Below are 25,437 nucleotides of genomic sequence, written 5' to 3' on the forward strand. Positions count from 1 at the left end.
AGGCAAGCGCCGTGCGGCTGCTTCATCTCTCCGATTTGCACCTGGGCCGCCGCCTGTGCGAGGCCGACCTCTTTGAGGACCAGAAATATATCCTGGACCAGATCGTCTCCATCGCCCTCTCCGAAGGGGTGCAGGGAGTGCTGGTGGCGGGCGACGTCTACGACAAGGGCGTGCCCGGCGTGGGCGCGGTGAACCTGTGGGACCACTTCCTCACCGCCCTGTGCGAGAACCATCTGCCGGTGTGGGCCATCAGCGGCAACCACGACTCGGCCGAGCGCCTTGCCTTCGGTGGGCGGCTGCTGGAGCCCAGCGGGGTGCATCTGGCCTCGGTGTTCTCCGGGCGGATGGAACGCTTTGAGACCCAAGACGAGCACGGCCCCCTCACCATCTGGGCCCTGCCCTTTGTGCGCCCGGCGGCGGTGCGCGCCTTTTTGCCGGACGAAGCCATCGAAAATTACACCGACGCGGCGGCCGCCCTGGTGCGCGCCGCCGCCCCGGACGCGGGCGGGCGGAACATCCTCATCGCCCACCAGTTCGTCACCGCCGGGTCCGCTTCGCCCGCCGCCAGCGGCTCGGAACTTTTGAACCTGGGCACCCTGGACAATGTGGACGCTTCCGCCTTTGACCTTTTCGACTATGTGGCCCTGGGCCACATCCACGCCGCCCAGCAGGTGGGCCGGGAAGAGGTCCGCTACTGCGGCTCGCCCCTGGCCTATTCCGTCAGCGAGGCGCTGGGCCAGAAGAGCGTCACGGTGGTGGACGTGGGCCCCAAGGGGCAGGTGAGCACGAAGCAGGTGCCCCTGTCGCCCCTGCGCCCCCTGCGCCGGGTGCAGGGCCCGCTGGAAGCCCTGCTGCAAAGCGCCGTGCCCAGCAATGATTACATCTATGCCCGCCTCACCGACAAAACGCCGCCGCTGGATCCCGCCGCCCGGCTGCGCAGCGTCTACCCCAATCTGGTGCGGCTGGAGTTCGTTCTGCCGGATGCTCCTGCGGCCGACGCGCCCGCCCTGCGCGAGATCGCCATGCGCACGCCCCGGCAGCTGTTCGAGGAATTTTATCAGAGCGTCCACGGCAGGGAACTGGATGACGAAGAAAAAGCCTTTCTGAACGACGTGCTGGGAGAGGAGGCGGAAGGATGAGACCTTTGCATCTGCGCCTTTCGGCCTTCGGCCCCTACGCCGGGGAGGAGACGCTGGAACTGGACAAACTGGGCTCCAGCGGGCTGTTCCTCGTCACCGGCGACACCGGGGCGGGCAAGACCACCCTGTTTGACGCCATCAGCTATGCCTTGTTCGGCCAGCTTTCCGGCGGGGTGCGCAGCCTTGACACCGTGCGCAGCGACTACGCCGAGCCCGACCGGGAGACCTTTGTGGAACTGACCTTCCTGCACCGGGGCAAAGAGTACACCGTGCGCCGCACCCCCCAGTACCAGCGGCCCAAAAAGCGGGGCGAGGGGCAGGTGACCCAGGCGGCCACCGCCCTCTTCCTCGCGCCGGGCCGCCCGCCGGTGGAAAAGGTGGGGGAGGTGGACGCGGCCATCCGGGAGCTGCTGGGCATGGACGGCGAGCAGTTCCGCCAGATCGCCATGATCGCCCAGGGCCAGTTCACCGAGCTGCTCAACGCCCCGGGCGAGCGGCGCAGCGCCGTGCTGCGGCAGATCTTCGGCACCGCCGGCTGCCGCGCCGTGCAGGACAAGCTGCGCGCCGCCGCCACCGAGGCCGCCCGCGCTGTGGAACAGCAGGATGCCGCCCTGCGGCAGGCCTTCGCCGCCTTCAAGCTGCCCGAAGAGGACGCGGCGGCCCGACCCCTGCGGGACGTCCTGGCCGATGAGGCCGCCGTCTGGCGCTGCGACGAGGTGCTGGCCCAGGCCGCGGCCCTCTGCACCGCCGACGAGGCCGCCTGCGCCGCCGCCGAAGCCCAGAGCAAGACCCTGGACGCAGAGGCCGAGACGGCCGCCGCCAAGCTGGAGGCCGTCCGGCAGGCCGCCGCCCTCCACGCCGCTGCCGCCGAAGCCGCCAGGAAACTGGCGGAACTGGAAGGGCAGCAGCAGGAACAAGAAGAGCGCCACGCCGCCCTCGGCGAAGTGCGCGCCGCGCTGGAACAGACGGAATTGCAGGCCCGCCAGCAGGAGACTCAGCTGCCCGCCTACCAGCGCCGGGAGGAACAGCGCGCCCTGCGAAAACAGCTGGAAGAAAAACTGGACCGTTGCGAAGCGGACCGCCGCGCCGCCGCCGAAGAGCAAAAGCGGCTGGAAGAGGAGAGCGCCCGCCTTGGCGAACAGGCCAAGGGGGCCCAGGAGGCCCGCCAGCGGCAGGCCGCCGCCGAAGCCGCCCGGGACGCGCTGGATGTTCGCCTTGCCCAGACCGGCACGGCGCTGGACGCCGCCCGCCGCCTGCGGGGCGTGCAGCAGACCGCCCGGGACGCGGCCGCCGCCTTCGCCGCCGCCCAGGGGGAATACGCCCGGGCCAAGGGCGAGTATGACGCCGCCGAGGCCCTGTTCTGGCAGGGGCAGGCGGGCCTGCTGGCCGCCGGCCTGACCGAGAACGCCCCCTGCCCGGTGTGCGGCAGTCTGCACCATCCCGCCCCCGCAAAGCAGGCCCAGGGCGCGCCCGACCGGGCCAGCCTGCAGGCGGCAAAAAAAGAACTGGAAAAACTGCACACGGAATACCAAAAGACCGCCGAGGCCAGCGGCGCGGCCCAGGCGGCCGATGAGGCCGCCCGGGAGGAATTTCTGCGGCTGGCCGCCGCGGCCCTGACCCAGTGGGGCGGGCAGGCCCCCGACGCGCCCCGGGAGGCTGCCCTCGCGCTGAAAGAGGCAAAGGCGAAAGGCGAAGCCGCCCGCGCCGAGGCCGAGGCCCAGGCCAAAGCCGCCCGAACGGCCGCCGAGGCGGGGGAGAAGGCGGAACAGGACCTGCCCCGATGCCAGCAGAAGCTGGAGGCCTGCCGCAAAATGCAGGAACAGCGGGCGGAAGAAAGCGCCGGGTGCTCGGCGCAGCTGGCCGCCGCCCGCACCCTGGAAGAGGAGCTGGGGACCAGCCTGCCCTTCGCCAGCGAGGCCGAGGCCCGGCGGGCGCTGGACGGACTGCGCAGGAAAGCGCAGGACCTCTCCGACCGGGTGAAAGAAGGGGAGAAAGCCTGGAGCGGGTTCAGCGAGCAGCTGGCCGCGGCCCGCACCCTGGCGCAGCAGCGCAAAGAGGACCTGACCCGGGCCGCCGACCCCGCCGAAGAGCAGGCCCTGGCCGCCGCACTGGCGGATGTGAACATCCGGCGCACCGCCCTGCAAGACCGCTGGCGGGCCCTCAACGCCCGCCTCTCGGCCAACCGGGACGCGGCCGTCCGGGTGAAGACGCTGGCAAAGCAGGCAGACACCGCCCGCCGCCGGGCCCGCGTGGCCGACAATCTCCACCGCACCGCCGGCGGCACCCTCACCGGGGGCCTTGGCAAACAGCAGTTCGAGCAGTATGTGCTGGTGGCCTACTTCGAGAGCGCGGTGGCCGCCGCCAACCGGCGGCTGGCCTTCATGACCGGCGGCCAGTACCAGCTGCTCTGCCACGGCGCGGCCCAAAGCCGGGGCCAGAGCGCCCTGGACCTGGACGTGCTGGACAACTACACCGGCAAGCGGCGCAGCGTGCGCTCGCTGTCCGGCGGCGAGACCTTCCAGGCGGCGCTGGCGCTGGCCCTGGGCCTCTCGGACGCCATCCAGCAGTACGCCGGCGGGGTGCAGATCGACACCCTTTTCGTGGACGAGGGCTTCGGCAGCCTGGATGCCGACAGCCTGGAAAACGCCATCGCCACCCTGCAGACCCTTGCCGACGGCAAGCGGCTGGTGGGCGTTATCAGCCATGTGGCCGAGCTGCGCCAGCGGCTGGAAAAACAGGTGCTGGTCACCAAGACCCCCCGGGGCAGCCACATCGCCCTGCGGGAGCTTTGAAAAAACACAAAAAGGCCGCCCCGGGGAAGGAAAGTCCCTTCCGCCGGGGCGGCCGTTTGTCTTTTAAAGGGTGATGTGCCGGGGTACGCCGTTCACGAACATGGGGGTCAATTCGCCCTGGATCAGCGGCCGGGCATAGGCCTCAAAGGCGGCGTTCACATGCATGCCGTCCGGCTCGATCCACTCCAGCGGCACGGTCTTTTCCGCGTTGGCCACCTTCTGCACGTCCACCAGCTCGGTGCCGCACAGATAGGGCTGGTCGCTCAGCCGCTTGAGGGCGGCCATGCAGCCGGTGCGGCCCTCCAGCGCCGCCTGCACCGCCGCGCCGCCGGCCCGGTAGGCCTCGCTGATGTCGGTGCGGCTGGCCAGATGCCCGGCGCACCGCTGCAGGGTGGAGAGCTCGATGGCCCGGCTCTTGCAGCCCAGCTCGCTCTGGATGAGCCCCGCCAGATACCGGCTGGTGCCCGAGAGCATGGCCTTGTGGCCAAAGGCGTCCAGCGTGCCGCCGTCGCCCGCGAGATCGCACAAGAAGCGGCCTTCCCGGTCCTTCACGCCCTCGCTGGCGGCGATGATGACGTTCTCCTTCTGCTTTTGCAGCCGGTCCACCCGCCGCAGGAACAGCTTGGGGTCAAAGGGCACTTCCGGCATCAGGATGAGGTCCGGCCCGTCGCAGTCGTCCCCTTTGGCAAGGCTGGCCGCGCCAGCCAGCCAGCCGGCGTGGCGGCCCATGATCTCCGCCACCGTCACGCTGCGCAGGTCGTAGGCGTTGGAGTCGCGGATGACCTCCTTCATGATGGTGGCGATGTACTTCGCCGCCGAGCCGAAGCCCGGGGTGTGGTCGGTACAGACCAGGTCGTTGTCGATGGTCTTGGGCACGCCCACAAAGCGGATGGGGCTGCCGATGGCCTCGCCGTAGGCGGAGAGCTTGGCGATGGTGTCCATGCTGTCGTTGCCGCCGATGTAGAGCACCGCGTCCACATGATAGCGGGCGAACAGCTCAAACAGCGTTTCGTACACCTCGTCCCCCGCCACCGGCGCGGGCAGCTTGTAGCGGCAGCTGCCCAGATAGGAGGAAGGGGTGCGCTTGAGCAGCTCGATCTTCAGATCGCTGTCGAACAGGCGGGTCAGGTCCGCGACCTGTCCCTTCAAAAGCCCCTCGATGCCGTGCTGCATGCCCAGCACCCGCACCGCGCCGCTGCTGCGGGCGGTCTCAAACACGCCGGCGAGGCTGGCGTTGATGACGGCGGTGGGGCCGCCGCTCTGACCTACCATGAAATTCATCGGCACACATCCTTTGCTTGCGTTGCTTTGCGCCGGGCTGTTGCGCCGGCGCGTCCTCGTCCATTATACTGTATTTAAAGGGCAGGCGCAATAATTGCCGCCGCCGTTTCGTTTAAAAAGCAGAGACGCCCGCGGCCGCGCGGCCGGGGCACACAGGCACAAAAAAGGAGGGACCACCATGAAACGAGCAACCAGCCTTTTGCTGGCGCTGGCGCTGGCCGCCGGGCTGCTGACCGGATGCGGGGCGGGCTCCGGCGGCACCACCGCCGCCGCTTCGCCGGAGACCTATGAGAACGGCATGGACTACGCCGTGAGTGAAGAGACCGCCGACGCGGGCCTTTCCGGCACCGAGGCCGACCGCCTTTCCCCCAATGACGGGCGCAAGATCATCTACAACGCCTCGCTGGAGATGGAGACCGAGGAGTTCGACGCCACCCGCGACAAACTGCTGGAGGCCGCCTCCGGCGCCGGCGCCTGGGTGCAGAGCAGCGACGAGGGCGGCAGCGCCGAGAACGGCAGCCGCTGGGTGCGATACACCTTCCGGGTCCCCAGCGACAGCTACGCCGACTTTCTCAACGACGCGGCCGCCGCGGGCAGCGTGACCTACAAGAGCGAGACCACCGAGGACGTCACCGCCGACTATGTGGACCTGGAGGCGCGGCTGGAGAGCCTGCGCACCCAGGAGGCCCGCCTCCTGGAGCTGGCCCAGCAGGCGGGGGACCTGGCGGACCTTTTGGCCATCGAGGAGCAGCTGGCCCAGGTGCGCTATGAAATTGAGAGTTACACCGGCCAGCAGCGGGTGTACGACAGCCTGCTGACCTACTCCACCGTGGACGTTTCGCTGAACGAGGTGCGCCTGCTCACCCCCGTGAGCAACAACTTCGGCTCCCGGGCCGTCACCGCCTTCAAGGAGAGCTGGCACAACTTTGCGAACGGCGTGCAGGACGTGGTCATCGGCTTCATCTACCTGCTGCCGGTGCTGCTGGTGCTGGCGGTCATCGTGCTGGCGGTGTTCGCCATCCTGCGCGCGGCGCGCCGCCGCCGGCCCCAAAAGCCCATCCAGCCGCCGCCCGCGCCCCCGGCGCAGGCCCCCGGCACAGCGGCGGCGGGGGAGAGACCCGCACCCAAATACGGCCCCGAACAGTAAAAACTGCCAAAAGCAGGGCATGCGCCGCATGCCCTGCTTTTTTTGCATAGTGGAGATTTTTGCCCAAAAATCTTATGAAAAACGCCAGTTGCGTCCCGGGGCAAATCGTGCTAATAATGAACTAACAATGGGTTTTGTATACAATCCCGGGCCGGTCCCGCCGGCCTGAGGCAGCGAAGGAGGAAGAAATCTATGGCCACATTGCGCGAAGACGCGGACAAGATCATCAAGGCGGCGCTGGAAGCCGCTCTGCCTGACAACGCGGTGAAAAAGGCGCTGGAAGGGCACACCTTCAGCGGCGGCCGGGTGCGGCTGGTGGCCGCGGGCAAGGCGGCATGGCAGATGGCAAAGACCGCCAGCGACCTGTTGGGCAGCCGCATCGAGGCGGGCGTTGTGGTGACCAAATACGGCCACAGCATGGGCCCCATCGCCAATTTCGACATCTGGGAGGCCGGCCATCCCGTGCCGGACGAAAACAGCTTCCGGGGCGCGCAGGCGGCCATCGACCTGGTGAAGGACCTCACCGCCGAGGACACGGTGCTGTTCCTGGTCTCCGGCGGCGGCTCGGCTCTGTTTGAAAAGACGCTGGTCAGCGGCGAGGAGCTGGCGGACATCACCAAGCAGCTGCTGGCCTGCGGGGCGGACATCGTGGAGATCAACACCCTGCGCAAGCGCCTTTCTGCGGTGAAGGGCGGCAAGTTTGCCCAGATCTGCGCCCCGGCCCAGGTGTACAGCATCGTCCTGTCCGACATTCTGGGCGACCCGCTGGACATGATCGCCTCCGGCCCCGCCTATCCCGATTCCTCCACCGCCGCCGACGCCAAGGCCATCATCGCGAAATACGGCCTTAAGATGAGCGAGTCGGCCCTGGGGCTGATGGAGGTGGAGACCCCGAAGCAGCTGGACAATGTGACCACCAGGATCACCGGCAGCGTGCGGCAGCTGTGCGCCGCCGCAAAGGCTGCCTGCCAGAAGCTGGGCTACGAGCCGGTGGTCCTCACCGACTGCCTTGCCTGCGAGGCACGGGAAGCCGGCGCCTTCCTGGGCGCCATCGCCCGCACCCATTCCGAGGCCGACCACTCCCTGGCCTTCATCGCCGGCGGCGAGACGGTGGTCCACCTCACCGGCACGGGCAAGGGCGGCCGCAACCAGGAGCTGGCGCTGGGCGCGGCTCAGGGCATCGCCGGCCTTTCCGGCGCGGCGGTGTTCAGCGTCGGGTCCGACGGCACCGACGGCCCCACCGACGCCGCCGGCGGCTATGTGGACTACACCACCGCCTCCCGTTTGAAGGAGCAGGGCGTGGACATCTTCGAGGTCCTGAAAAACAACGACGCCTACCACGCGCTGCAAAAGGTGGACGGCCTTGTGATGACCGGTCCCACCGGCACCAACGTGAACGACGTGGCGGTGCTGTTGCTCAAGCGTGAAATTTAATTCACTCACAAACGAAAAAATATCCGGCCCCAAGCGGCGGAGCACTGGCTCCGCCGCTTGTTCTTTTATTCACGATTCGTTCATATAATGCATTGTGAAATTGCACGATTCCCATGGTCAAAATGCTAAAATTTGTGAAAAATTGTTGACATATGACAAATCAGGGGTTAAAGTTAGGGTGTCGGAGCGAAAATTGTATACAAAATGCAATTTGCGAAAAACTTCCCAACATAATATTTTTTTTGCATGTGAAAGAAGGAGGAAAACGATGAAAACCATCAAAATTCCTTACTACACCTCCACGTTGGACCTGCATGTGGACGAGGCCAATCTGAAGGCGGTCGTCACCGCGAAGATGCACGACTACAAGCCCGCGAAGAGCGAGGCGGAACTGGTGAAGGACGCCCTGGCGCATCCCATCGGCTCCAAGACCCTGCGGGAGCTGGCCGTGGGCAAGAAGAAGGTCACCCTGGTCACCAGCGACCACACCCGCGCGGTGCCCAGCAAGCTGACCCTGCCCATCCTGCTGGCGGAGATCCGCGCCGGCAACCCGGACGCGGACATCACCATCCTCATCGCCACCGGCCTGCACCGGCCCACCACCGAGGAGGAGCAGCGGCGCATGTTCGGCGACGCCATCGTGGACAACGAGAAGATCGCCGTGAACAACGCCTTTGAGCCGAACGACTTCGTCAAGGTGTGCGACCTGCCCAGCGGCGCCGAGTTCTTCTGCAACAAGATCGCCGTGGACTGCGACCTGCTGATCTGCGAGGGCTTCATCGAGCCTCACTTCTTCGCCGGCTTCTCCGGCGGGCGCAAGAGCATCCTGCCCGGCATCTGCAACGCCGCCACCGTCAACGAGAACCACAGCTACAAGGCCATCGCCGATCCCCACTCGGTCACCGGCGTGCTGGAGGGCAACCCCATCCACAAAGACATGGTCTGCGCCGCCCGCGCGGTGAACGTGCAGTTCATCATGAACGTGGCGCTGGACGGTGAGAAGAAGGTCGTGGCCGCCTGGGCGGGCGATCTGGAAGAAGCTCACGCCGCCGGCGTGCAGTTCATCCGCGAGCAGAGCCAGTGCCCCAGCATCGAGGGCGACATCGTCATCACCTCCAACGGCGGCTATCCGCTGGACCAGAACCTCTACCAGAGCCCCAAGGCGGTTGCCACCGCCGAGGCCTGCGCCGGTGAGGACGGCGTGATCATCATGTGCTGCTCCTGCTGCGACGGCATGGGCGGCACCAACTTCGAGCGGCTGATCACCCTGGGCACCGTGGACGAGATCGACAGCTATCTGTCCAAGATCCCGCCCAAGGAGACCATCTCCGAGCAGTGGTGCCCCCAGATCTACTCCCGCATCCTGCGTCACCACAAGGTGATCCTGGTCACCACGTACCTGGACCCCGAAGAGGTGCGCAAGGCCAACATGATCCCCGCCTCCACCCCGGACGAGGCGCTGGAGATCGCCTATGGCATCAAGGGCAAGGACGCCAGCGTCGTCGTTATCCCCGACGGCGTGAGCGTGATGGCCGTGAAAGGCTGAATTGAGCAAAGGAGAACAGCTATGGATCTGAAACTTGCGCTGAAAGTCAGCGACAAAGACAACGTTGCCACCATCTTCGCCGACGGCATCGTGGACGGCACCGAGGTGGAGATCCGCGACAAGCGGGGCGACAGCGAAAAGGTGCACGTCATCGGCGACGTGCCCTTCGGCCACAAGATCGCCGTGCGGGACATCCACAAGGGCGAGCTGATCATGAAGTACGGCGAAGAGATCGGCATCGCCACCAAAGAGATCAAAAAAGGCGAATACGTGCACATCCACAATCTGGACAGCATGCGCGGCCGCGGCGACTGGAAGGAGTAAGCGATATGGAATTTATGGGTTATGTGCGTCCGGACGGCAAGGTGGGCGCGCGCAACTATGTGGGCGTTATCCCCAGCGTGACCTGCGCCAACGACGTGGCACAGGCCATCTGCCGCCAGGTCATGGGCACCGTGTCCTTCCTGCATCACCAGGGCTGCTGCCAGATGCCGCCCGATCTGGAGCGGGTCACCGACACCCTCATCAGCCTGGGCAAGAGCCCCAACCTGGCCAGCGTGCTGGTGGTCAGCCTGGGCTGCGAAGGCACCGACCATGAGCGCATGGTCAAGGAGATCGCCGCCACCGGCAAGCATGTGGAGATCATCCACATCCAGGAGCTGGGCGGCGTGTCCAAGGCCATCCAGGCCGGCACCGACATCGCCCGCCGTCTGGTCATCGAGGCGTCCGGCCTGCAGCGCCAGCCGGTGGATGTGTCCAACATCGTCATGGCCATCAAGTGCGGCGCGTCCGACACCACCAGCGGCATGGCTTCCAACTGCGTGATCGGCTATGTGGCCGACAAGCTGGTGGACCTTGGGGCCACCGTCATCTTCGGCGAGACCACCGAGTTCATCGGCGGCGAGCATCTGCTGGCCCGCCGCGCCGTTTCCAAGGAAGTGGGCGACAAGATCTTCAAGATCGTCAACGACATGGAGAACCGTGCCAAAGCCATCGGCTGCGACATGCGCAAAGGCCAGCCCACCCCCGGCAACATTGCCGGCGGCCTGTCCAGCATCGAGGAAAAGACCCTGGGCGCAATTGTGAAATCCGGCACCCGCCCCATCCAGGGCGTTTTGGACTACCCCGAATTCGTCACCGACCAGAAGGGCCTGTGGATCAAAGACACCCCGGGCCGCGAGCCCGAGATCCTCACCGGCATGGCCGCCACCGGCGCCCAGTTCATGATGTTCAGCACCGGCCGCGGCGCGCCCCAGGGCTTCCCCTGCATGCCCGTGGTCAAGATCTGCGGCAACCCCATCACCTACCCCCGCATGGAGCAGGATATGGACCTGAACGCCGGCCTCATCATCACCGGCGACAAGACCATCGAGCAGGTGGGCGAGGAAGCCTTCGCCAAGGCCCTGCGCACCCTCTCCGGCGAGATGACCAAGAACGAGGCCATCCAGTACGTCAGCTCCATCGACATCCACTGCCTGGGCCCGGTCATCTGACCTTTTTTCCCGTTTCCCGGCGCGGGGCCGCGCCAGCTGATATGTTACACATTCCCAATGGCAAAATTCATTTGATTGTTTGAGAAGGAGTGAATCATATGAATCCAGTATTGGCGATGTTGATCGGTATCGTCGTTATGATGGTCCTGATCATCTTCACCCGGATGCATGCATGCCCGGCGCTGATCATCTCCGCTGTGCTGATCGGCGTGCTCTCCAACAGCATCCCCCTGTCCCAGGTCGTTTCCACCGTGACCGGCGGCTTCGGCTCCACCATGACAAGCATCGGCATTGTGATCGGCTTCGGCTGCATCATGGGCATCTTCCTGGAAAGAAGCGGCGCCGCCAAGCGCATGGCGCTGACCATCCTGAAGATCGTGGGCGTCAAGCGCGCCGACGTGGTGCTGGGCCTCACCGGTTTCGTGGTGTCCATCCCCGTGTTCTGCGATTCCGGCTTCGTGATCCTGTCCAGCCTGGCCAAAGAGTTCAGCCGTCTGACCAAGAAGTCCATGGTCGGCCTGGGCGGCATCCTGGCAATGGGCCTGTACATCACCCACTTCCTGGTTCCCCCCACCCCCGGCCCTCTGGCCGTTGTGGGCACCTTCCAGGATAACGGGCTGAACGTTGACCTGGGCATGTTCATCATCTACGGCCTGCTGCTGTCCATCCCCGTTTTCATCTTCGCGGTTCCTCTGTTCCGCTGGTTCGGCAGCAAGCACCCCGAGTTCATCGTTCCCTCCGAGATCGACCGCTCCAAGTACACTGAAGCCCAGCTGGCGGTCCTGGACCGCATCGAGGCCAAGACCAAGGCCGGCAAGGAGCTGGAAAACTCCGATTTTGAAGAGCTGCTGAGCACCGAAAAGCTGCCCGGCGCCGGCATCAGCTTCACCATGCTGCTGCTGCCCGTCCTGCTGATCCTTATGAACACCGTTGTCAGCCAGACCTCTCTGGTGGGCACCCTTCCCGGCGATATCCTGACCTTCCTTGGCCAGCCCATCATCGCTCTGTTCATCTCCCTGTGCCTGGGCGCCTTCGTGCTGGCCCGCGATCTGGATAACAAGACCGTTGTGGACATGATGAACGACGCCCTGAAGGACGCCGGCCCCATCGTGTACATCACCGCCGCCGACGGCGCGCTGGGCGCCGTCGTCAACGCCTCCGGCGCTGCCGGCATCATCGCCGACTGGCTGGTTGCCACCGGCATCCCCGGCATCGCTGTGCCTCTGCTCATCGGCACCATCATGCGCTTCCCCCAGGGCAGCGGCACCACCGCTATGATCACCGGCTCCGCCATTGTGGGCCCGATGGTCGCCACCCTGGGCGTCAACCCCTACATCGCCGGCCTTGCCATCTGCATGACCGCTATGTGCCCCTCTTACCTGAATGATAGTTATTTCCATGTGGTCACCAACTTCAGCGGCCTGGACATCAAGACCAGCCTGAAGACCTGGAGCATCGGCTCCATCCTGGTGCCCATCGTGGGCTCGATCATCCTGATCATTGCCAGCATCTTCATTCACTAAGAGAAGTTGAACTGCATCTTTTGCATCGCAGATGCGCAAAAGATGAAATCTGCTGGAATGTGTAATGCGCGCCGGCCCCCCGCTCAAGGGTTTACGGAACCCTGGGGCGGGGGGCCGGCCATTTTTGCAAAAAGCCCGGCGCGCTTGTCGAAAGGGAAGCGCGCCGGGCGCATTTGATGTGTTCGCGCCTTATTCCAGAGGCTGGTTGGTCTGCTTGCTGATGAGGTACTCGTTGATCTTGTCCCGTGCCAGCTCCAGATGGCGGCGGTTCACCCGGTCCGCCTCTTCCACGTTGCCGGTGAGCAGGCAGTGGACGACGGTGGTGTGCTCCACCAGCGATTCGCGGAAGCGGCGCTTTGACTCCAGCGAGTAGATGCGGAACTGCTGGACCTGGGCCGAGATCCGCTGGTACATATCTTCCACCAGGCGGTTGCCGCCGATGCGGATGATGAGCCCGTGAAGCTGGCAGTCTGCCTCGATGTGCTTTTTCATATCCTGCCGCTCGTGGTAATAGGTGATCTGATCCAGGCAGCGCATCAGCTCCTGCTTGTGCTCGGTGGTCATGAACTGCACCGAGCGCTGGATGCAGTAGCTCTCCAAAAGCACGCGCACGTCAAAGATCTCCTGGATGTCCTGAGGGGTGAACTCGCGCACGAAAACGCCCCGGTTGGGCAATTCCACCACCAGGCCGTCCGCCGCAAGACGGCGCAAAGCCTCCCGCACAGGGCTGCGGCTGACGCTCAGCGAGCGTGCCAGCTCCACTTCGTTCAGCCGCTGGCCGGGCTCGTAGCGGCCGTCGCAGATGTTCTCCTTGATGGCGTTGTAGACCTGCGTGCGGATATTCACCACAGCGTTTTCTTTCCCAAACATACAGCACATCTCCCACGTGGGGTAATCTTTCAGCTACTATTATACCATAGTTGCATATTTTTGTGCCCATTGCCAAAAAAAGATTTTTTTCGCGGCGGCGCTGGCCTTTTGGCCCCGTTTGTGATAGGGTTACATAAGGTGCGGCAGATGCCGCATCTGTAACGATGAAAGGACTGAGGGACGTTGGCGGAAGTTTTGCGGCATTCCGCGTCTTATGTGTTCATCCTCGCATTGGGCTATTTCCTCAAGCGGGTGGGCGTGTTTGGCAAACAGGACTACAAGGTGCTCACCCAGGTGGTACTGTGCGTCACGCTGCCTGCGGCGGTCATCACAAATTTCGCCTCCATGGAGTGGCGCACCAGCCTTCTGATGCTGCCGGTGCTGGGCTTTTCCCTGTGCTGCGTCATGATGCTGCTGGGCCAGTTTTTGAGCCGCCGGAGCGACAGCGGCACCCGCGCGCTGTTCATGATCAACTGCCCCGGCTACAACATCGGGGCCTTCGCGCTGCCCTTTGTGCAGAGCTATCTGGGGCCCGAGGCGGTGGTGGCCGCCTGCCTGTTCGATGTGGGCAACGCCATCATCTGCACCGGCGGCAGCTATGCCTGGGCCAGCAGCGTGCTCCATGTGGGCGACAAGCCCCTGCGCCCGGTGGACGTTCTCAAAAAGCTGGGCAGTTCGGTGCCCTTTGTCACCTACGTCACCATGCTGGTGCTGGTGATGGCGGGGGTGCAGCTGCCCGGGGGCCTGGTGGAGTTCATCAGCCCCATCGCGGCGGCCAACCCCTTTGTGGCCATGCTGATGATCGGTGCCATGTTCGACATGGACCTGCGCCCCGAATACCTGTGCCGGGTGGGCCAGGTGGTGGGCCTGCGGCTGGCCTCGGCGCTGCTGGTGGCCCTGGCGGTCTACCACTTCGCGCCGCTGCCGCTGGAGATCCGGCAGGTGCTGGCGGTGATGGTGTTCGCCCCCGCCTCGGTGATCTCGCCCGCCTTCACCGCCAAGTGCGGCGGCGACGGCGGCCTTGCCAGCTGCATCAACTCCATCACCATCCTCTGCGGCGTGGTGGGCATGCTGGCGGCGCTGGCGATGCTGGGCGTGGCCTGACCCTTCACACAAAACAGCGGACCGGCAGAAGGCTTTGCCCTCTGCCGGCCCGCTTTTTCTCACTCTTCGTCCATATAGCCCGCGGGCTGGACGGCCACCGCTTCCACCAGCTTGTCCCGCATCCACATGGCCACGTCGGTCTGCACGGTGTAGCCGCAGCCCGGGTCGGCCATCCACTGCTGGGCCGGGCGGCGGGGCAGGGCGCTCTGGGCCAGCATGCTCATGATGACGCCGCCGTGGGTCACGCAGGCGGCCTCGGTGACCTCCGAGCGGATCATGTATTCCAGCAGCTTATGCAGCGTGTCGGCGCAGCGGGCGTGGAAGTCCATCGTGGGCTCCGCCCCTTCGGGCACAAAGCCGGAGGTTGGGTCCATCCAGCGGGCAAACTCCGGGTCCTTCACCAGATCCTCCATTTTGCGCCCCTCGAACACGCCAAAGTTTGCCTCCCGCAGCTGGGGCACCACCAGCCGGTGGGTGGCGGCGGGGAAGAGGATGTCCGCCGTTTCCACCGCCCGGGCCAGGGGCGAGGTGAACACCGTGTCCGGCGCGGGGTAGACAAAACGGCTTTTGAAAACTTCCAGGTCCTGGCGGCCCTCGTCGCACAGGGGCAGGTCGGTGCCGCCGCCCACATACAGCCCTTCCAGGTTGCCCCGGGTCAGCCCGTGGCGGATCAGATGCAGCTTAAAGGTCTTCACGGTGTTTTTCATCCTTCCCGCGCCCGCAGAGAGGCGCTCTCGATGTTGAAATATATTACAAAATAGTAACAAGCTGGAATGTTTCAGCGGGCACGAACACTATATTTAGAAAAGAGCCCGGCACCATTATCGTACATATAGTTTTTAAAGTCAAGCATGGACAAATCACACGAAAAAGGCTGGGGGAATTTGGCGAATTTCGTATTTACAACGCGTTTTCGCTGATTTATAATTTACGATATGTAATGGCCCCCCGGCGGGCGAAAAGCGCCCCGAAAACCGCGCTGTCATGCCCTTTGCGGCGTTTGACGGGTCGGCGGCGCGGCGGGCGGCCGGAGTAAAGACAGGGAGCAGGACATCATGGAATTCAATCGCATCATCACCCTTCTTCGCAAGGAGCGGGGCATCACCCAAAAACAGGCCGCGGCGGAACTGGGGGTCTCTCAGGCGCTGCTGTCTCACTATGAGAAGGGCATCCGCGAGTGCGGGCTGGACTTTGTGGTGCGTGTGGCTGATTACTACGACGTATCCTGCGATTATCTTCTGGGCCGCAGCGCCGACCGCAGCGGTCTCACCCTCACGGTGGAGGAGATCCCCAACCCCGAGACCGCGAAGGACAGCGTCTACAAGGGCAGCGTGCTGCCCACGCTGAACAAAAAGCTCATCTCCAACAGCCTGAACATCCTGTTCAGCAAGCTGGCCGCCTGCCCGGACAAGGGGCTGGTCAGCGAGGTGAGCGCCTATCTGATGCTGGCTGTTTACAACATGTTCCGCCTGGTCTATTCCGCGGCGCCCAAGAACGCCGAGAGCATGTTCCGGGTGAGCCGGGGCCGCTGGCAGGGCTATTCCGCCGCCGCCATGAGCGCCGCTCACGCCAACGTGAAGGCGGCGCTGGAGGGCGAGAACATGGGCAGCGGCCCGGCCCTCAAGGATACCTCCTGCTTTGCCATGACCACCGAGAGCCTCTCCAAGGAGTATCCCCTCTACGCCACCAGCCTGTTCAACCTCGTCAAGAACAGCGAGAGCCGCATCGACCGGGTGCGCTGAAAAGCCCCGCAGCACAAAACAAAAACAGCCCCCTGCCCGCATCGCGCGGGCGGGGGGCTGTTTTCTGCTTTTCTTGGGGGGAAAGGCCGGCCGCTTTACAGGCTGCCGATCTTCTTGCGGCAGGCGGGGCAGATGTTGCGCCCCTCAAAGGCCACCACGCCCTTGGCCTCGCCGCAGAAGATGCAGGCGGGCTGGTACTTTTTCAGCACGATCTCGTCCCCGTCCACAAAGATCTCCAGAGAGGCGTTGTCCTCCAGGTTCATCAGGCGGCGCAGCTCGATGGGCAACACCACGCGGCCCAGGCCGTCGATCTTGCGCACGATACCGGTGGATTTCATGGTTTTCTCCTTTTACAGCGGGTTTAATATACTTTCAGGAATTTTGTGACATAATTATACCGCAAAAGGAGCAAAATGTCAATATATGGTAAAAATGGAATAATGCGAAATTTTTGTGAACAAAAACCGCGCTCCGGGGCGGAGCGCGGCGAAAGAGCGGTGTTTTACAGCTGCACAAGGCCCACCTTTTTGTAGACCTTGGCCACCATGCGGTCGGCGATGCGGCTGGCGGTGGCGGCGCCCTCTTTCAGCACGCCGTCCAGATATTCCTTGTCCGCCAGGATGCGGCCGTATTCGGCCTGGATGGGGCGGAAGGCGTCGATGACGCTGCCGGCCACCGCTTCCTTGAACACGCCGTAGCCCTGGCCGTCGAACTCCTTCTCGATGTCGGCGAAGGTCTTGCCGGTGAGGGAGGAGTAGATGCTCATCAGGTTGGTCACGCCGGGCTTGTCGTCGCCGGCGCGCACCACGCCGTCGCTGTCGGTCACGGCGCGCTTGAACTTGCGCAGGATGGTGTCCGCGTCGTCGGTCATCAGGATGAAGCTGTTGGCGTTGGTGTCGCTCTTGCTCATCTTCTTGTCCGGTTCCTGCAGGCTCATGATCTTGGCGCCGGTCTTGCCGATGTAGGGCTCGGGCAGGGTGAAGGTGGGGCTGTAGAGGTTGTTGAACCGCTGGGCCACGTTGCGAGCCAGCTCCAGGTGCTGCTTCTGGTCCACGCCCACCGGCACCAGGTCCGCGTTGTAGACAAGGATGTCCGCGGCCATCAGGGCGGGGTAGGTGAACAGACCGGCGTTCACGTTGTCGGCGTGCTTGGCGCTCTTGTCCTTGAACTGGGTCATGCGGGACAGCTCGCCAAACTGGGTGTTGCAGCTGAGGATCCAGCTCAGCTGCACGTGGGCGGGCACATGGCTCTGCACAAAGAGCAGGCTCACCTTGGGGTCGATGCCGGCGGCCAGCAGCATGGCGGCGGCCTCCCGGGTCTGGCGGCGCAGGGCCGCGGGCTCCTGCCGCACGGTCAGCGAGTGCAGGTCGGCCACCATGTAAAGGCACTCGAAATCCTCTTGCAGGCTGCCCCAGTTGCGCACCGCGCCGATGTAGTTGCCCAGGGTGAAGGTGCCCGTGGGCTGGATGCCGGAAAGAATACGCTTTTTGCGTTCTGCTTGTTCACTCATTGAAAAAACCTCGATTCTGCGCCGGGCATGCCCGGGAGATTGCTATACATTATATACCTGCCGGAGCGGCAGTGCAAGGGTGTTATTCGGCCAGCCGCAGGGGGCTGGAAGAGGGGGCCAGGGCCGCGTTCAGATAGTCGGTGTCGATGAGCCCCGCCAGGGTCTCGCTCTCCTCGGCCAGATGCAGCGCGAGGCGGGCGTAGACCCGGTCGCTGCCGTGGTAGCCGTCCACATATTCCTCGTCCAGGGTGTCGGGCATGTAGGAGAAGTCGTACACCTCATAGCCGTAGGGCTCGCACAGCTCGGTGAGGATGGGCATGATCCAGTCGAAGTAGCCGTAGTTGCCGCTCTCGGCCATCCGCTCATAGACGCTGGGGGCGTAGGGCGGCACGATGAGCACCACCTCGATGTCGTGGTCGTTGCACCAGGCCAGCAGTGACTCGATGGTGTAGGTGCTGGGCTCGTGGACGTACTCGCCGTACTCAAAGCGGTCGATGCCCTTCAGGATGCGGTCAAAGGTGTCGTGGAAGCCCACGTCGGTGCCGGTCTCGGGGTGGTCCAGCAGCGAGCCGTAGCAGTAGCTGCCGTCCGGGTTGAAGCCGCTGCCCCGGCCCACGGCGGCCATGCCGTAGACGTCAGGGTGGCTGCCGTAGGCCTGCCGCAGAGTGAACTTGCCCTGTACCCAGCCGCGGATGGCCTCGGGCAGCGCCGATTTCAGCGAGAATTCATAGTGGCTGTAATCGAAGGTCTCGGGCATGCTGCCGGTGCCCACCCAGGCGCCGTTGAAGAAGTACTGGTCCATCACCATGATGAGGGTGGAGGGCAGCTTGTCCTCGTCCAGCTGCTCCAGAAAGTACTGGAACTCGTTCACATAGCCCGCGCCGCCGCCGGCGTTGTAAAAGCTGTCAGTAGTGAAGAACTCGCTGTGGAACTGCATGCTGCGGCTGGTGCCCAGCACCAGCAGGTCGGCCCCCAGCTCATTGGCCACCAGATGCTTGTAGTAGCGGGTGTTGTCCCGGTAGGCAAGGCCCAGAAAGGCCGGCTCGCCCGCCGCCACCCGGCCTGCGATCTCCTCCTCGGTGCGCCACTCGCCGCTGGCGTAGATGGCGCCGGCGAAGAGGCCCACGAACAGAACGACGGGCGCGAGGAACAGCGCCACGATGCAGAGAAAACGTTTCAAATCCCGCGCCTCCTTTTAAAACTGGAAATAGATGTTCTGCAAGGTGCCCGCCGCGCCCCAGAACAGGGTGGCGAAGATGCAGGCGTAGCAGAAGATCACCTGCACCCAGCCCTTGCGGGCGGCGGCCCAGCGGCCAAAGCCCTCTTTGCGGGCGGCAAAGTCCACCCCGAAGGCCGCCAGGGCGAACAGGCCCAGCCGCACCAGAACGGCGGTGGTGTAGCCCAGCTGGGTGAAGCTCTCTTTCAGGTACTGGGCGCTGAGGGGCATGGGCTGGAGCAGATAGCTCATCAGCAGCCGCACCTGGTTTACATCGCCGCTGAAGAAGAAGATCCAGGCAAAGCAGACCAGCGCCAGGGTCACGGCCCAGCTCACCACGCTGCGCACCAGGCTGCCCGGCTTCTGGCGCAGAAGGCCCCAGGCCTTTTCCCGCACGCCGCGGGTGGCCCGCCCGGCCAGCAGGTAAACGCCGTGCAGCCCGCCCCAGACCACGAAGCCCAGCGCCGCGCCGTGCCACGCGCCGGAGACGAGGAAGGTGACCATGGTGGCAAGGATGAGCACCGGCACGCCGTTGCGGCTGCCGCCCAGGGGGATGTAGATGTAGTCTCGCAGAAAGCTGGAAAGGCTGATGTGCCAGCGCCGCCAGAACTCGCCCACGCTGCGGGAGAGGTAGGGGCTGAGGAAGTTCTCGTCACAGCGCAGCCCCAGCAGGTTCGCCACGCCGATGGAAAGCTGGGAATAGCTGGCGAAGTCGAAATAGATGTAGAGAGAATAAGCCGCCAGCGACCAGACGATGCTCAAGGCGTAGTAGTGGTCCGGCTGGTAAAGGGCGTTGTAGTAGGCGGCAAAATGGTCCGCAAGGCACTTTTTCAGAAAGATGCCCCAGCACAGCCGCACGCAGCCGTTCAGCGCCAGCGCCCGGTCAAAGGCGGGCGGGCTTTTCAGCTGGGGCAGCAGGCTCTCGGCCCGCTGGATGGGCCCGCTGGTGAGCTGGGCAAAAAAGCCGGTGTAGGCAAAGCAGTAGAGGGGGTTCTTCTCGGCGGCAAGGCTCCCCTTGTACACCGCCGCCAGATAGGTGATGTTCTTGAACACGAAGAAGCTGATGCCCACCGGCATGAGCAGGTCCGCAAAGGCGGCCAGCGCCTGCCAGCGGCCCGCCAGCGCGGGCAGGTATTTGTAGCCCGCCAGGGGCAGCACCCCGGCCAGCACGCCCACCGCCAGGGCGGCCTTGCCGCCGCCGTGGGCCATCCACAGGCCGCAGAGCCAGCCGGCGGCGGTGATGAGCACCAGCGCCGTAAGCGCCTGGGCGCCAAAGCTCAACGCAAAGTACACGTTGGCCGCCGCCAGCACCCAGGGGCGAAAGGGGCCGGGCAGCGCCCACCACAGGGCGAACAGCACAACGCCGAAGCCCAGGAAGGAAAGAGAGATAAAATTCATCGGTCAAAACTCCTGTCGTAGAGGGAGGCGGCCCGGCGGGCCGCACGGGAACATACCTATTATAAGGAAAAGATGGCCTGTTTGCAAATCGGCAAATTGACAAAGCGCCTCCCAGCGATTAGAATGAAACAGAGAAAAGCCCGGCATGGCGCACAGCGCCGCCGTTTTCAAAAGGAGTAATGGCATCATGCTGAACAATTCCGTCCGCACCCGCTTTGCCCCCAGCCCCACCGGCTACATGCACGTGGGCAACCTGCGCACCGCCCTCTATGCCTACCTCAAGGCCCGCAGCGCCCCCGACGGGGTGTTCATCCTCCGCATCGAGGACACCGACCAGGGCCGCTATGTGGAAGGCGCGGTGGACATCATCTACAACACCCTGCGCCAGACCGGCCTGACCTGGGACGAAGGCCCCGACGTGGGCGGCCCGGTGGGCCCCTATGTGCAGAGCGAGCGCATGGGCATGTTCAAGCAGTACGCCGAGCAGCTGGTGAAAGAGGGCAAGGCCTATTACTGCTTCTGCACCACCGAGCGTCTGGAGCAGCTGCACGAGCAGCAGAAGGCCGCCGGCGAGGCGGTGGGCCACTATGACCGTCACTGCCGGGACCTGAGCCCCGAAGAGGTGGCGGAAAAACTGGCGGCGGGCACCCCCTACGTCATCCGCCAGAAGTGCCCCACCGAGGGCGTGACCGGCTTTGACGACGCGGTCTACGGCCACATCGAGGTGAACAACGCCGAGCTGGAGGACCAGATCCTCATCAAGGCGGACGGCATGCCCACCTACAACTTCGCCAACGTGGTGGACGACCACCTGATGGGCATCACCCACGTCATCCGCGGCTCGGAGTATCTGTCCAGCACCCCCAAGTACAACCTGCTCTACGAGGCCTTCGGCTGGCCAGTGCCGGTGTATATCCACTGCCCGCCGGTGATGAAGGACGCCCACAACAAGCTCTCCAAGCGCAACGGCGACGCGTCTTACCAGGATCTGGTGGCCAAGGGTTACCTCAGCGAGGCCATCCTGAACTACATCCTGCTGCTGGGCTGGAGCCCCAAGGGCGAGCAGGAGATCTTCACCCTGGAAGAGATGTGCAAAATTTTCGACGAGAGCGGCATCAGCAAGAGCCCGGCCATCTTTGACCCGCTCAAGCTGCGGGCCATCAACGCCGAGTACATCCGCCGCCTGACCCCGGAGCAGTTCCGCAAGATGGCCGACCCCTGGATCGACCAGGCGGTGCACCGCCCCATCGACCGGGACCTGCTGTGCGCCAACCTCCAGCCCCGCTGCGAGGTGCTGGGCGAAATTCCCGAGCAGCTGGACTTCTTTGACGCGGTGCTGCCCTACGGCCCCGAGCTCTACGCCAACAAGAAGCAGAAGACCACCCCGGAGACTGCCAAGACCGCCCTTGAGGCCCTGAAGCCGGTCCTGGAAGGGCTGGATTCCTGGAACAAGGACGCCATCTTCGAAGCCTGCAAAGCCCTGGCCGAGCAGATGGAGGTCAAGAACGGCTGGCTGCTCTACCCGCTGGGCATCGCCCTCTCCGGCAAGCAGCGCACTCCCGGCGGCGGCACCGATCTGGCCGCCATGCTGGGCAAGGAGGAGACCCTCGCCCGCCTGGACGCCGCCCTGGCCGCCCTGTAATAAGCAATCATAACCCCACGTTAAACGTGGGGTTTGCAGAACGGCCCTATAAGGGCCATTATTCCAGCAGCACCTAAAGGTGCGTAATGAGCAACGCCAACCGCACTTGGCGTTGCTTTTCACTTCTTCCTTCTGCTGTCGGTTGGGATCTCCGGTGAATCATCATCAAGATCCGCTATATTTTTGAACGGATCTTCGTATTCTCTGAAGCTCAGCTGATCGCTCATCTGATCTTGCATTTCCTGTTCTTGGATGTACTTGCGAATCTTTGCCTCATTTCCTCCAACCGTATTTACATAGTACCCTTTTGCCCAAAACACTCTTCTTCCATATTTGTACTTTAGATTCGCATGCCTCTCAAAAATCATCAGTGTACTCTTGCCTTTTAAGTACCCCATAAAATCTGCTACCGCCAATTTCGGCGGTATTGATACAAGCATGTGAATGTGGTCTGGCATTGCATGTCCCTCAATGATTTCCACATGTTTGTAATCACAAAGCATCCTCAGGATTTTTCCAATATCTTTTCTTAATTTCCCGTAAATCACCTTTCTGCGATACTTTGGCACTAGCACAATGTGATATTTGCAATTCCAACTCGTATGTGATAAACTTTTTTCGTCCATATGGATGAACCTCCTTTTGCTTTAGTGCGGTTAGCGTTACCCGCTTCTATTGTAGCAAAAGGAGGTTCTTTTTTACCGTTTCAACGCTCGTGCTCTTCTCGTCCACAAGCATAGCTTGTGGTTCTTATATGAATAAAAGAGCCGTTCCCCTCACAGGGAGCGGCTCTTTTTGTTGCAAGGGAACGGAGCGGGAATGACGCTATGAAGCCCACAAGGCCTTGCGGCAAATATCCGCTGACCGGGGAAGACGGTAAAGGGTGGATTCATACGGTATGCATATGATATAATGCCAATAGTCCATTTGCCGATGAAAACGAAAAGGTAAGCATAGAACGTTTTGGAGAAACATATGGGGATGAAAAAGAAATTAGCCGCTGTTTTGATTGTTTGCCTCGCCATCTCCTCACTGTTGTTTGCTGTTTTGTGGCAGAGAGCCGCAAACAGTAAAGACGATATACGACAGCTGGCCCAGGCGAGCGCCGCTGATGCCTACTCACAATTTGTCGAGTATCAGGCGAATGGAGAAGCAAGCAGTTATTGGTATGGCGTCGCTGCATTCAGGTCTTTTGAACAGGCATATCATTTGCTGACAGAGGGGACAAATAAATCTTCAAATTATGCGTTTTGTAATGAAGTTTATGGATGCTTGGTCCTTTCGCCGGAAAAAAGCCAAAAACACATTGCAGAGATCATTGAAGTGATGGAGATACTTGCTGCGAACGTAGAAGACGAGAACGGTTACCTGCGCATGGCAGATCTGCGGAATAACATACAAGAGTAACATATCGTGAGCCGCCAAGCGTCAAAGAATCGGAAGGCCCTATCAAAATGCAGGGGTTGATGGCGGCGGTCCGCCAAAAGTGGCGACCGGCAGCACAGCAAAACAAAAAGTGACGCCAAGTGCGGTTGGCGTCACTCATTGCGCGCCTTCAGGCGCTGCTGGTATTATGGCCCCCTATGGGCCATTTTTGTTTTTATTTCAGCTTTGCGAACTGGTCGATGGCTTCCTCCAGCCGGGCCAGGGTGCCCTCGTCGCAGTCGGACAACACGCAGTGGGTCAGATGCTCGGTGAGGATGAGCTTTGCCACCTGGGTCACGGCGCTGCTCACGCTGGAAAGCTGGATGAGCAGCTCGTCGCAGGGGCGGCCTTCGTTCACCATCTCCCGGATGCCGTTCACCTGGCCGCTGATGCGGGCCAGACGGCGGTTCACGTCGGCGGAATGTTTGCAGTCCATGGCGGTTTTCCTCCTTTGGTCACTGGGCGATGGTGGCGTTTGTCAGGTCCAGCACCGGGCCGAAGGGCCGGAACACCAGCCCCTGGACCCCCGGCTGCACCAGCAGGGCCTTGGTCTGGAACCACAGGGGCGTGACGCAGGCGCTCTCCAAAAGAGTGCGCTCCAGCGCGGCCACGTCATCGGCGGTGTGGGTGCCGTCGTTGAACAGCGCGTCCAGCTGGCGCTGCCAGCCGCTGTCGCTCCAATCGGCAAGGCTGGCGGTCTGACGCAGCAGTTCGGCGGCGGAATCACTGGAAAGGGAGAGGGGCAGCAGGGCGATCTGGTAATCCCCCGAGGCCACCCGGGCGTTCACTTCCTCCAGCGAGGCCTGCTCCACCGGGAAGTAGGCGGAGAAGGCGCCCAGGTCCTTCTGCCACTGCTGGTTGACGGACTGGGCCAGCTGCAGGTAGTCGCTGCCCTCCGGCACCAGCAGGGTGATGTTCTCAAAGCGGGAGAGGCTCAGGGCGGCAAGCCCCTCGCGGCACAGGTCCACGGCGCTGCCGAAGGCAGGCTGAATGCTGCCCGCCGCCTCCCGGTAGTTCTCGCCCTGCACGGTCACGGCGGGGGGAATGAGCCCGTCGGCGGTCTCAAAGCCCTCCGGCAGCTCCACCGCCGCGCCCCGGGCGCTGGTCGCCAGCGCCTCGCGGATGAGGGGCTGGGCCAGGGTCTCGTCGCCGCAGTTGAACAGCAGCACCCAGGTGGTGGCGGTGTAGGGGATGGAGTCCAGCCCGTCGGCACTCAAGGTCTCGCTCAGGGCCGCGGTGGCGCCGCCCTCCTTCACCAGCGCCTCGCCCCACAGGGTCTCGCCGGCAGTGGAGGAGCTGCCGCTGGAATCGGCGGTCTCGCCGGTGGCGTTGATGACCAGCCGCAGGGCGGTCACCGCGTCCCCGTTTGCGGGGCGGCGCAAAAACAGGCCGTTGTCGTTCCAGTTGTAAACGTAAAAGCTGCCGTTGCCCATGGTGGCGGCGCGGGTCAGCCCGTAGGAGCCCTCGGTGCTCTCAAAAAATTCCTCGTTGCAGGGCATCGCCCCCGGCAGCGCCAGCTTGTAGAGCAGCTGGGGGTCCGGCTGGTCCAGCTGGATGACCACCGTGCGCTCGTCCGGCGCGCTCACGCCCAGGGCCGTCTCATCCATGGTGCCCGCCAGCACTTCGGCGCTGTTTTTGATGGCGGCGTAGGTGCTGGTGTAGGGGCTGCGCGTCTCGGCGCGGAACACCCGCCGCAGGCCGAACACAAAGTCCGCCGCCGTCAGCTCGTACTCCGATTCGTCGCCCCGGTTCTGGGTGTAGCCCAGCCCCTCTTTCAGGGTGAAGGTGTAGGTGAGGCCGTCCCCGCTCACGGTGTAGCTCTCGGCGCAGTCGGGCACCGGCTCGCCCGCGTCGTCCAGGCGGAACAGCCCACTGTAAAGGTTGGTCACCGCGATCAGCTCGGGGCTCTCCCACGCAAGCTGAGGGTCAAGGTTATTGGGCACCCGCTCCATGGCCCAGGTGAACTCGATCTGGCTGCCGCAGCCGGTGAGGCAAAGCGCGGCAAGGCCGGCCAGCAAAAGCAGTTTGAGCTTTTTCGTGGGGCGCGCCCCCTTTCTTCTTTTTAATGTAAGACGATCAGAACATGGATATGTTTTCACCGCCCGAGGATATACGTTTTAATCCTATCAAAAAATTGCGGAAAATTCAAACCGGGCCGCGAATTTTCACTCTTTT

General features: G+C 63.4%; 22 protein-coding genes. 12 read left to right on the forward strand and 10 right to left on the reverse strand.

What is annotated here, in order from left to right; genetic code table 11:
* The first annotated feature begins 11 nt into the window (after positions 1-11).
* Positions 12-1,139, forward strand: coding sequence for an exonuclease SbcCD subunit D (locus ACMI1Q_RS04630; protein WP_419502957.1), 1,128 nt, complete (start codon positions 12-14; stop codon positions 1,137-1,139).
* Positions 1,136-3,931: an AAA family ATPase gene (locus tag ACMI1Q_RS04635; protein WP_419502958.1), complete on the forward strand. Its 2,796-nt coding sequence runs from the start codon at positions 1,136-1,138 to the stop codon at positions 3,929-3,931. The genes ACMI1Q_RS04630 and ACMI1Q_RS04635 overlap by 4 nt, the downstream gene beginning before the upstream one ends.
* A gap of 63 nt (positions 3,932-3,994) precedes the next feature.
* Here ACMI1Q_RS04635 and ACMI1Q_RS04640 read toward each other — a convergent pair whose 3' ends face one another.
* Positions 3,995-5,218: a 6-phosphofructokinase gene (locus ACMI1Q_RS04640; protein WP_419502959.1), complete on the reverse strand. Its 1,224-nt coding sequence runs from the start codon at positions 5,216-5,218 to the stop codon at positions 3,995-3,997.
* A 172-nt stretch (positions 5,219-5,390) separates the two neighbouring features.
* Between ACMI1Q_RS04640 and ACMI1Q_RS04645 the strand changes: the two genes are divergently transcribed.
* The 6 genes from ACMI1Q_RS04645 (at position 5,391) to ACMI1Q_RS04670 (ending at position 12,355) form a co-directional block, all read left to right on the forward strand.
* Entirely contained in the window at positions 5,391-6,359 is a 969-nt protein-coding gene (locus tag ACMI1Q_RS04645; protein ID WP_419502960.1) for a DUF4349 domain-containing protein, read from the forward strand.
* 192 nt (positions 6,360-6,551) lie between these two features.
* The gene (locus ACMI1Q_RS04650; RefSeq protein WP_419502961.1) at positions 6,552-7,793 is read left to right on the forward strand and encodes a glycerate kinase type-2 family protein; all 1,242 of its coding nucleotides are present in this window, start codon (positions 6,552-6,554) and stop codon (positions 7,791-7,793) included.
* 268 nt (positions 7,794-8,061) lie between these two features.
* Positions 8,062-9,339: a nickel-dependent lactate racemase gene (gene larA / locus ACMI1Q_RS04655; RefSeq protein ID WP_419502962.1), complete on the forward strand. Its 1,278-nt coding sequence runs from the start codon at positions 8,062-8,064 to the stop codon at positions 9,337-9,339.
* Between the two features lie 21 nt (positions 9,340-9,360).
* Positions 9,361-9,663 carry a UxaA family hydrolase gene (locus ACMI1Q_RS04660; protein ID WP_177521404.1) on the forward strand — a complete coding sequence of 101 codons (303 nt, stop codon included), beginning with the start codon at positions 9,361-9,363 and terminating at the stop codon, positions 9,661-9,663.
* 5 nt (positions 9,664-9,668) lie between these two features.
* Positions 9,669-10,832, forward strand: a complete 1,164-nt coding sequence (locus tag ACMI1Q_RS04665) for a UxaA family hydrolase (RefSeq protein ID WP_177521403.1) — start codon at positions 9,669-9,671, stop codon at positions 10,830-10,832.
* Between the two features lie 98 nt (positions 10,833-10,930).
* A complete protein-coding gene (locus ACMI1Q_RS04670) occupies positions 10,931-12,355 on the forward strand; it encodes a GntP family permease (RefSeq protein WP_419502963.1) in 1,425 nt (474 codons plus the stop codon).
* A gap of 189 nt (positions 12,356-12,544) precedes the next feature.
* Here ACMI1Q_RS04670 and ACMI1Q_RS04675 read toward each other — a convergent pair whose 3' ends face one another.
* On the reverse strand, positions 12,545-13,225 hold the full coding sequence (locus tag ACMI1Q_RS04675; RefSeq protein WP_330057120.1) for a GntR family transcriptional regulator: 681 nt from the start codon (positions 13,223-13,225) through the stop codon (positions 12,545-12,547).
* A gap of 216 nt (positions 13,226-13,441) precedes the next feature.
* Here ACMI1Q_RS04675 and ACMI1Q_RS04680 point away from each other — a divergent pair, with 216 nt between their 5' ends.
* Complete coding sequence (locus tag ACMI1Q_RS04680) at positions 13,442-14,329, forward strand: AEC family transporter (protein WP_419502964.1); 888 nt, start codon at positions 13,442-13,444, stop codon at positions 14,327-14,329.
* Positions 14,330-14,388: 59 nt separating this feature from the next.
* Here the strand turns inward: ACMI1Q_RS04680 and ACMI1Q_RS04685 are convergent, their stop codons facing one another.
* Positions 14,389-15,036, reverse strand: coding sequence for a histidine phosphatase family protein (locus ACMI1Q_RS04685; RefSeq protein ID WP_419502965.1), 648 nt, complete (start codon positions 15,034-15,036; stop codon positions 14,389-14,391).
* A 348-nt stretch (positions 15,037-15,384) separates the two neighbouring features.
* Between ACMI1Q_RS04685 and ACMI1Q_RS04690 the strand changes: the two genes are divergently transcribed.
* Positions 15,385-16,071 (forward strand): helix-turn-helix domain-containing protein, encoded by a 687-nt coding sequence (locus tag ACMI1Q_RS04690; RefSeq protein WP_419502966.1) that lies wholly within the window; start codon positions 15,385-15,387, stop codon positions 16,069-16,071.
* A gap of 95 nt (positions 16,072-16,166) precedes the next feature.
* On the opposite strand, the gene ACMI1Q_RS04695 is transcribed toward ACMI1Q_RS04690, so the two are convergent.
* From ACMI1Q_RS04695 to ACMI1Q_RS04710, 4 genes are all read right to left on the reverse strand, one after another.
* Entirely contained in the window at positions 16,167-16,409 is a 243-nt protein-coding gene (locus ACMI1Q_RS04695; RefSeq protein WP_330057129.1) for an AbrB/MazE/SpoVT family DNA-binding domain-containing protein, read from the reverse strand.
* 164 nt (positions 16,410-16,573) lie between these two features.
* Positions 16,574-17,581, reverse strand: coding sequence for a tryptophan--tRNA ligase (gene trpS, locus ACMI1Q_RS04700; protein ID WP_419502967.1), 1,008 nt, complete (start codon positions 17,579-17,581; stop codon positions 16,574-16,576).
* Positions 17,582-17,663: 82 nt separating this feature from the next.
* The gene (locus ACMI1Q_RS04705) at positions 17,664-18,761 is read right to left on the reverse strand and encodes a hypothetical protein (protein WP_330057132.1); all 1,098 of its coding nucleotides are present in this window, start codon (positions 18,759-18,761) and stop codon (positions 17,664-17,666) included.
* 15 nt (positions 18,762-18,776) lie between these two features.
* On the reverse strand, positions 18,777-20,195 hold the full coding sequence (locus ACMI1Q_RS04710) for an MBOAT family O-acyltransferase (protein WP_419502968.1): 1,419 nt from the start codon (positions 20,193-20,195) through the stop codon (positions 18,777-18,779).
* A 190-nt stretch (positions 20,196-20,385) separates the two neighbouring features.
* Here ACMI1Q_RS04710 and gltX point away from each other — a divergent pair, with 190 nt between their 5' ends.
* Positions 20,386-21,837 carry a glutamate--tRNA ligase gene (gene gltX, locus ACMI1Q_RS04715; protein WP_419503038.1) on the forward strand — a complete coding sequence of 484 codons (1,452 nt, stop codon included), beginning with the start codon at positions 20,386-20,388 and terminating at the stop codon, positions 21,835-21,837.
* 119 nt (positions 21,838-21,956) lie between these two features.
* Here gltX and tnpA read toward each other — a convergent pair whose 3' ends face one another.
* Complete coding sequence (tnpA, locus tag ACMI1Q_RS04720; protein WP_087181272.1) at positions 21,957-22,463, reverse strand: IS200/IS605 family transposase; 507 nt, start codon at positions 22,461-22,463, stop codon at positions 21,957-21,959.
* Positions 22,464-22,812: 349 nt separating this feature from the next.
* Here tnpA and ACMI1Q_RS04725 point away from each other — a divergent pair, with 349 nt between their 5' ends.
* Positions 22,813-23,244, forward strand: a complete 432-nt coding sequence (locus tag ACMI1Q_RS04725) for a hypothetical protein (protein ID WP_419502969.1) — start codon at positions 22,813-22,815, stop codon at positions 23,242-23,244.
* A 193-nt stretch (positions 23,245-23,437) separates the two neighbouring features.
* On the opposite strand, the gene ACMI1Q_RS04730 is transcribed toward ACMI1Q_RS04725, so the two are convergent.
* Both ACMI1Q_RS04730 and ACMI1Q_RS04735 read right to left on the reverse strand, forming a co-directional pair.
* Entirely contained in the window at positions 23,438-23,698 is a 261-nt protein-coding gene (locus ACMI1Q_RS04730) for a metal-sensitive transcriptional regulator (protein ID WP_419502970.1), read from the reverse strand.
* 19 nt (positions 23,699-23,717) lie between these two features.
* Positions 23,718-25,361 carry an ABC transporter substrate-binding protein gene (locus tag ACMI1Q_RS04735; RefSeq protein ID WP_419502971.1) on the reverse strand — a complete coding sequence of 548 codons (1,644 nt, stop codon included), beginning with the start codon at positions 25,359-25,361 and terminating at the stop codon, positions 23,718-23,720.
* Positions 25,362-25,437: the final 76 nt, after the last annotated feature.

It is taken from the genome of Candidatus Allofournierella excrementavium, from assembly GCF_048526665.1.
Classification (GTDB): Bacteria; Bacillota; Clostridia; order Oscillospirales; family Ruminococcaceae; genus Allofournierella_A; species Allofournierella_A excrementavium.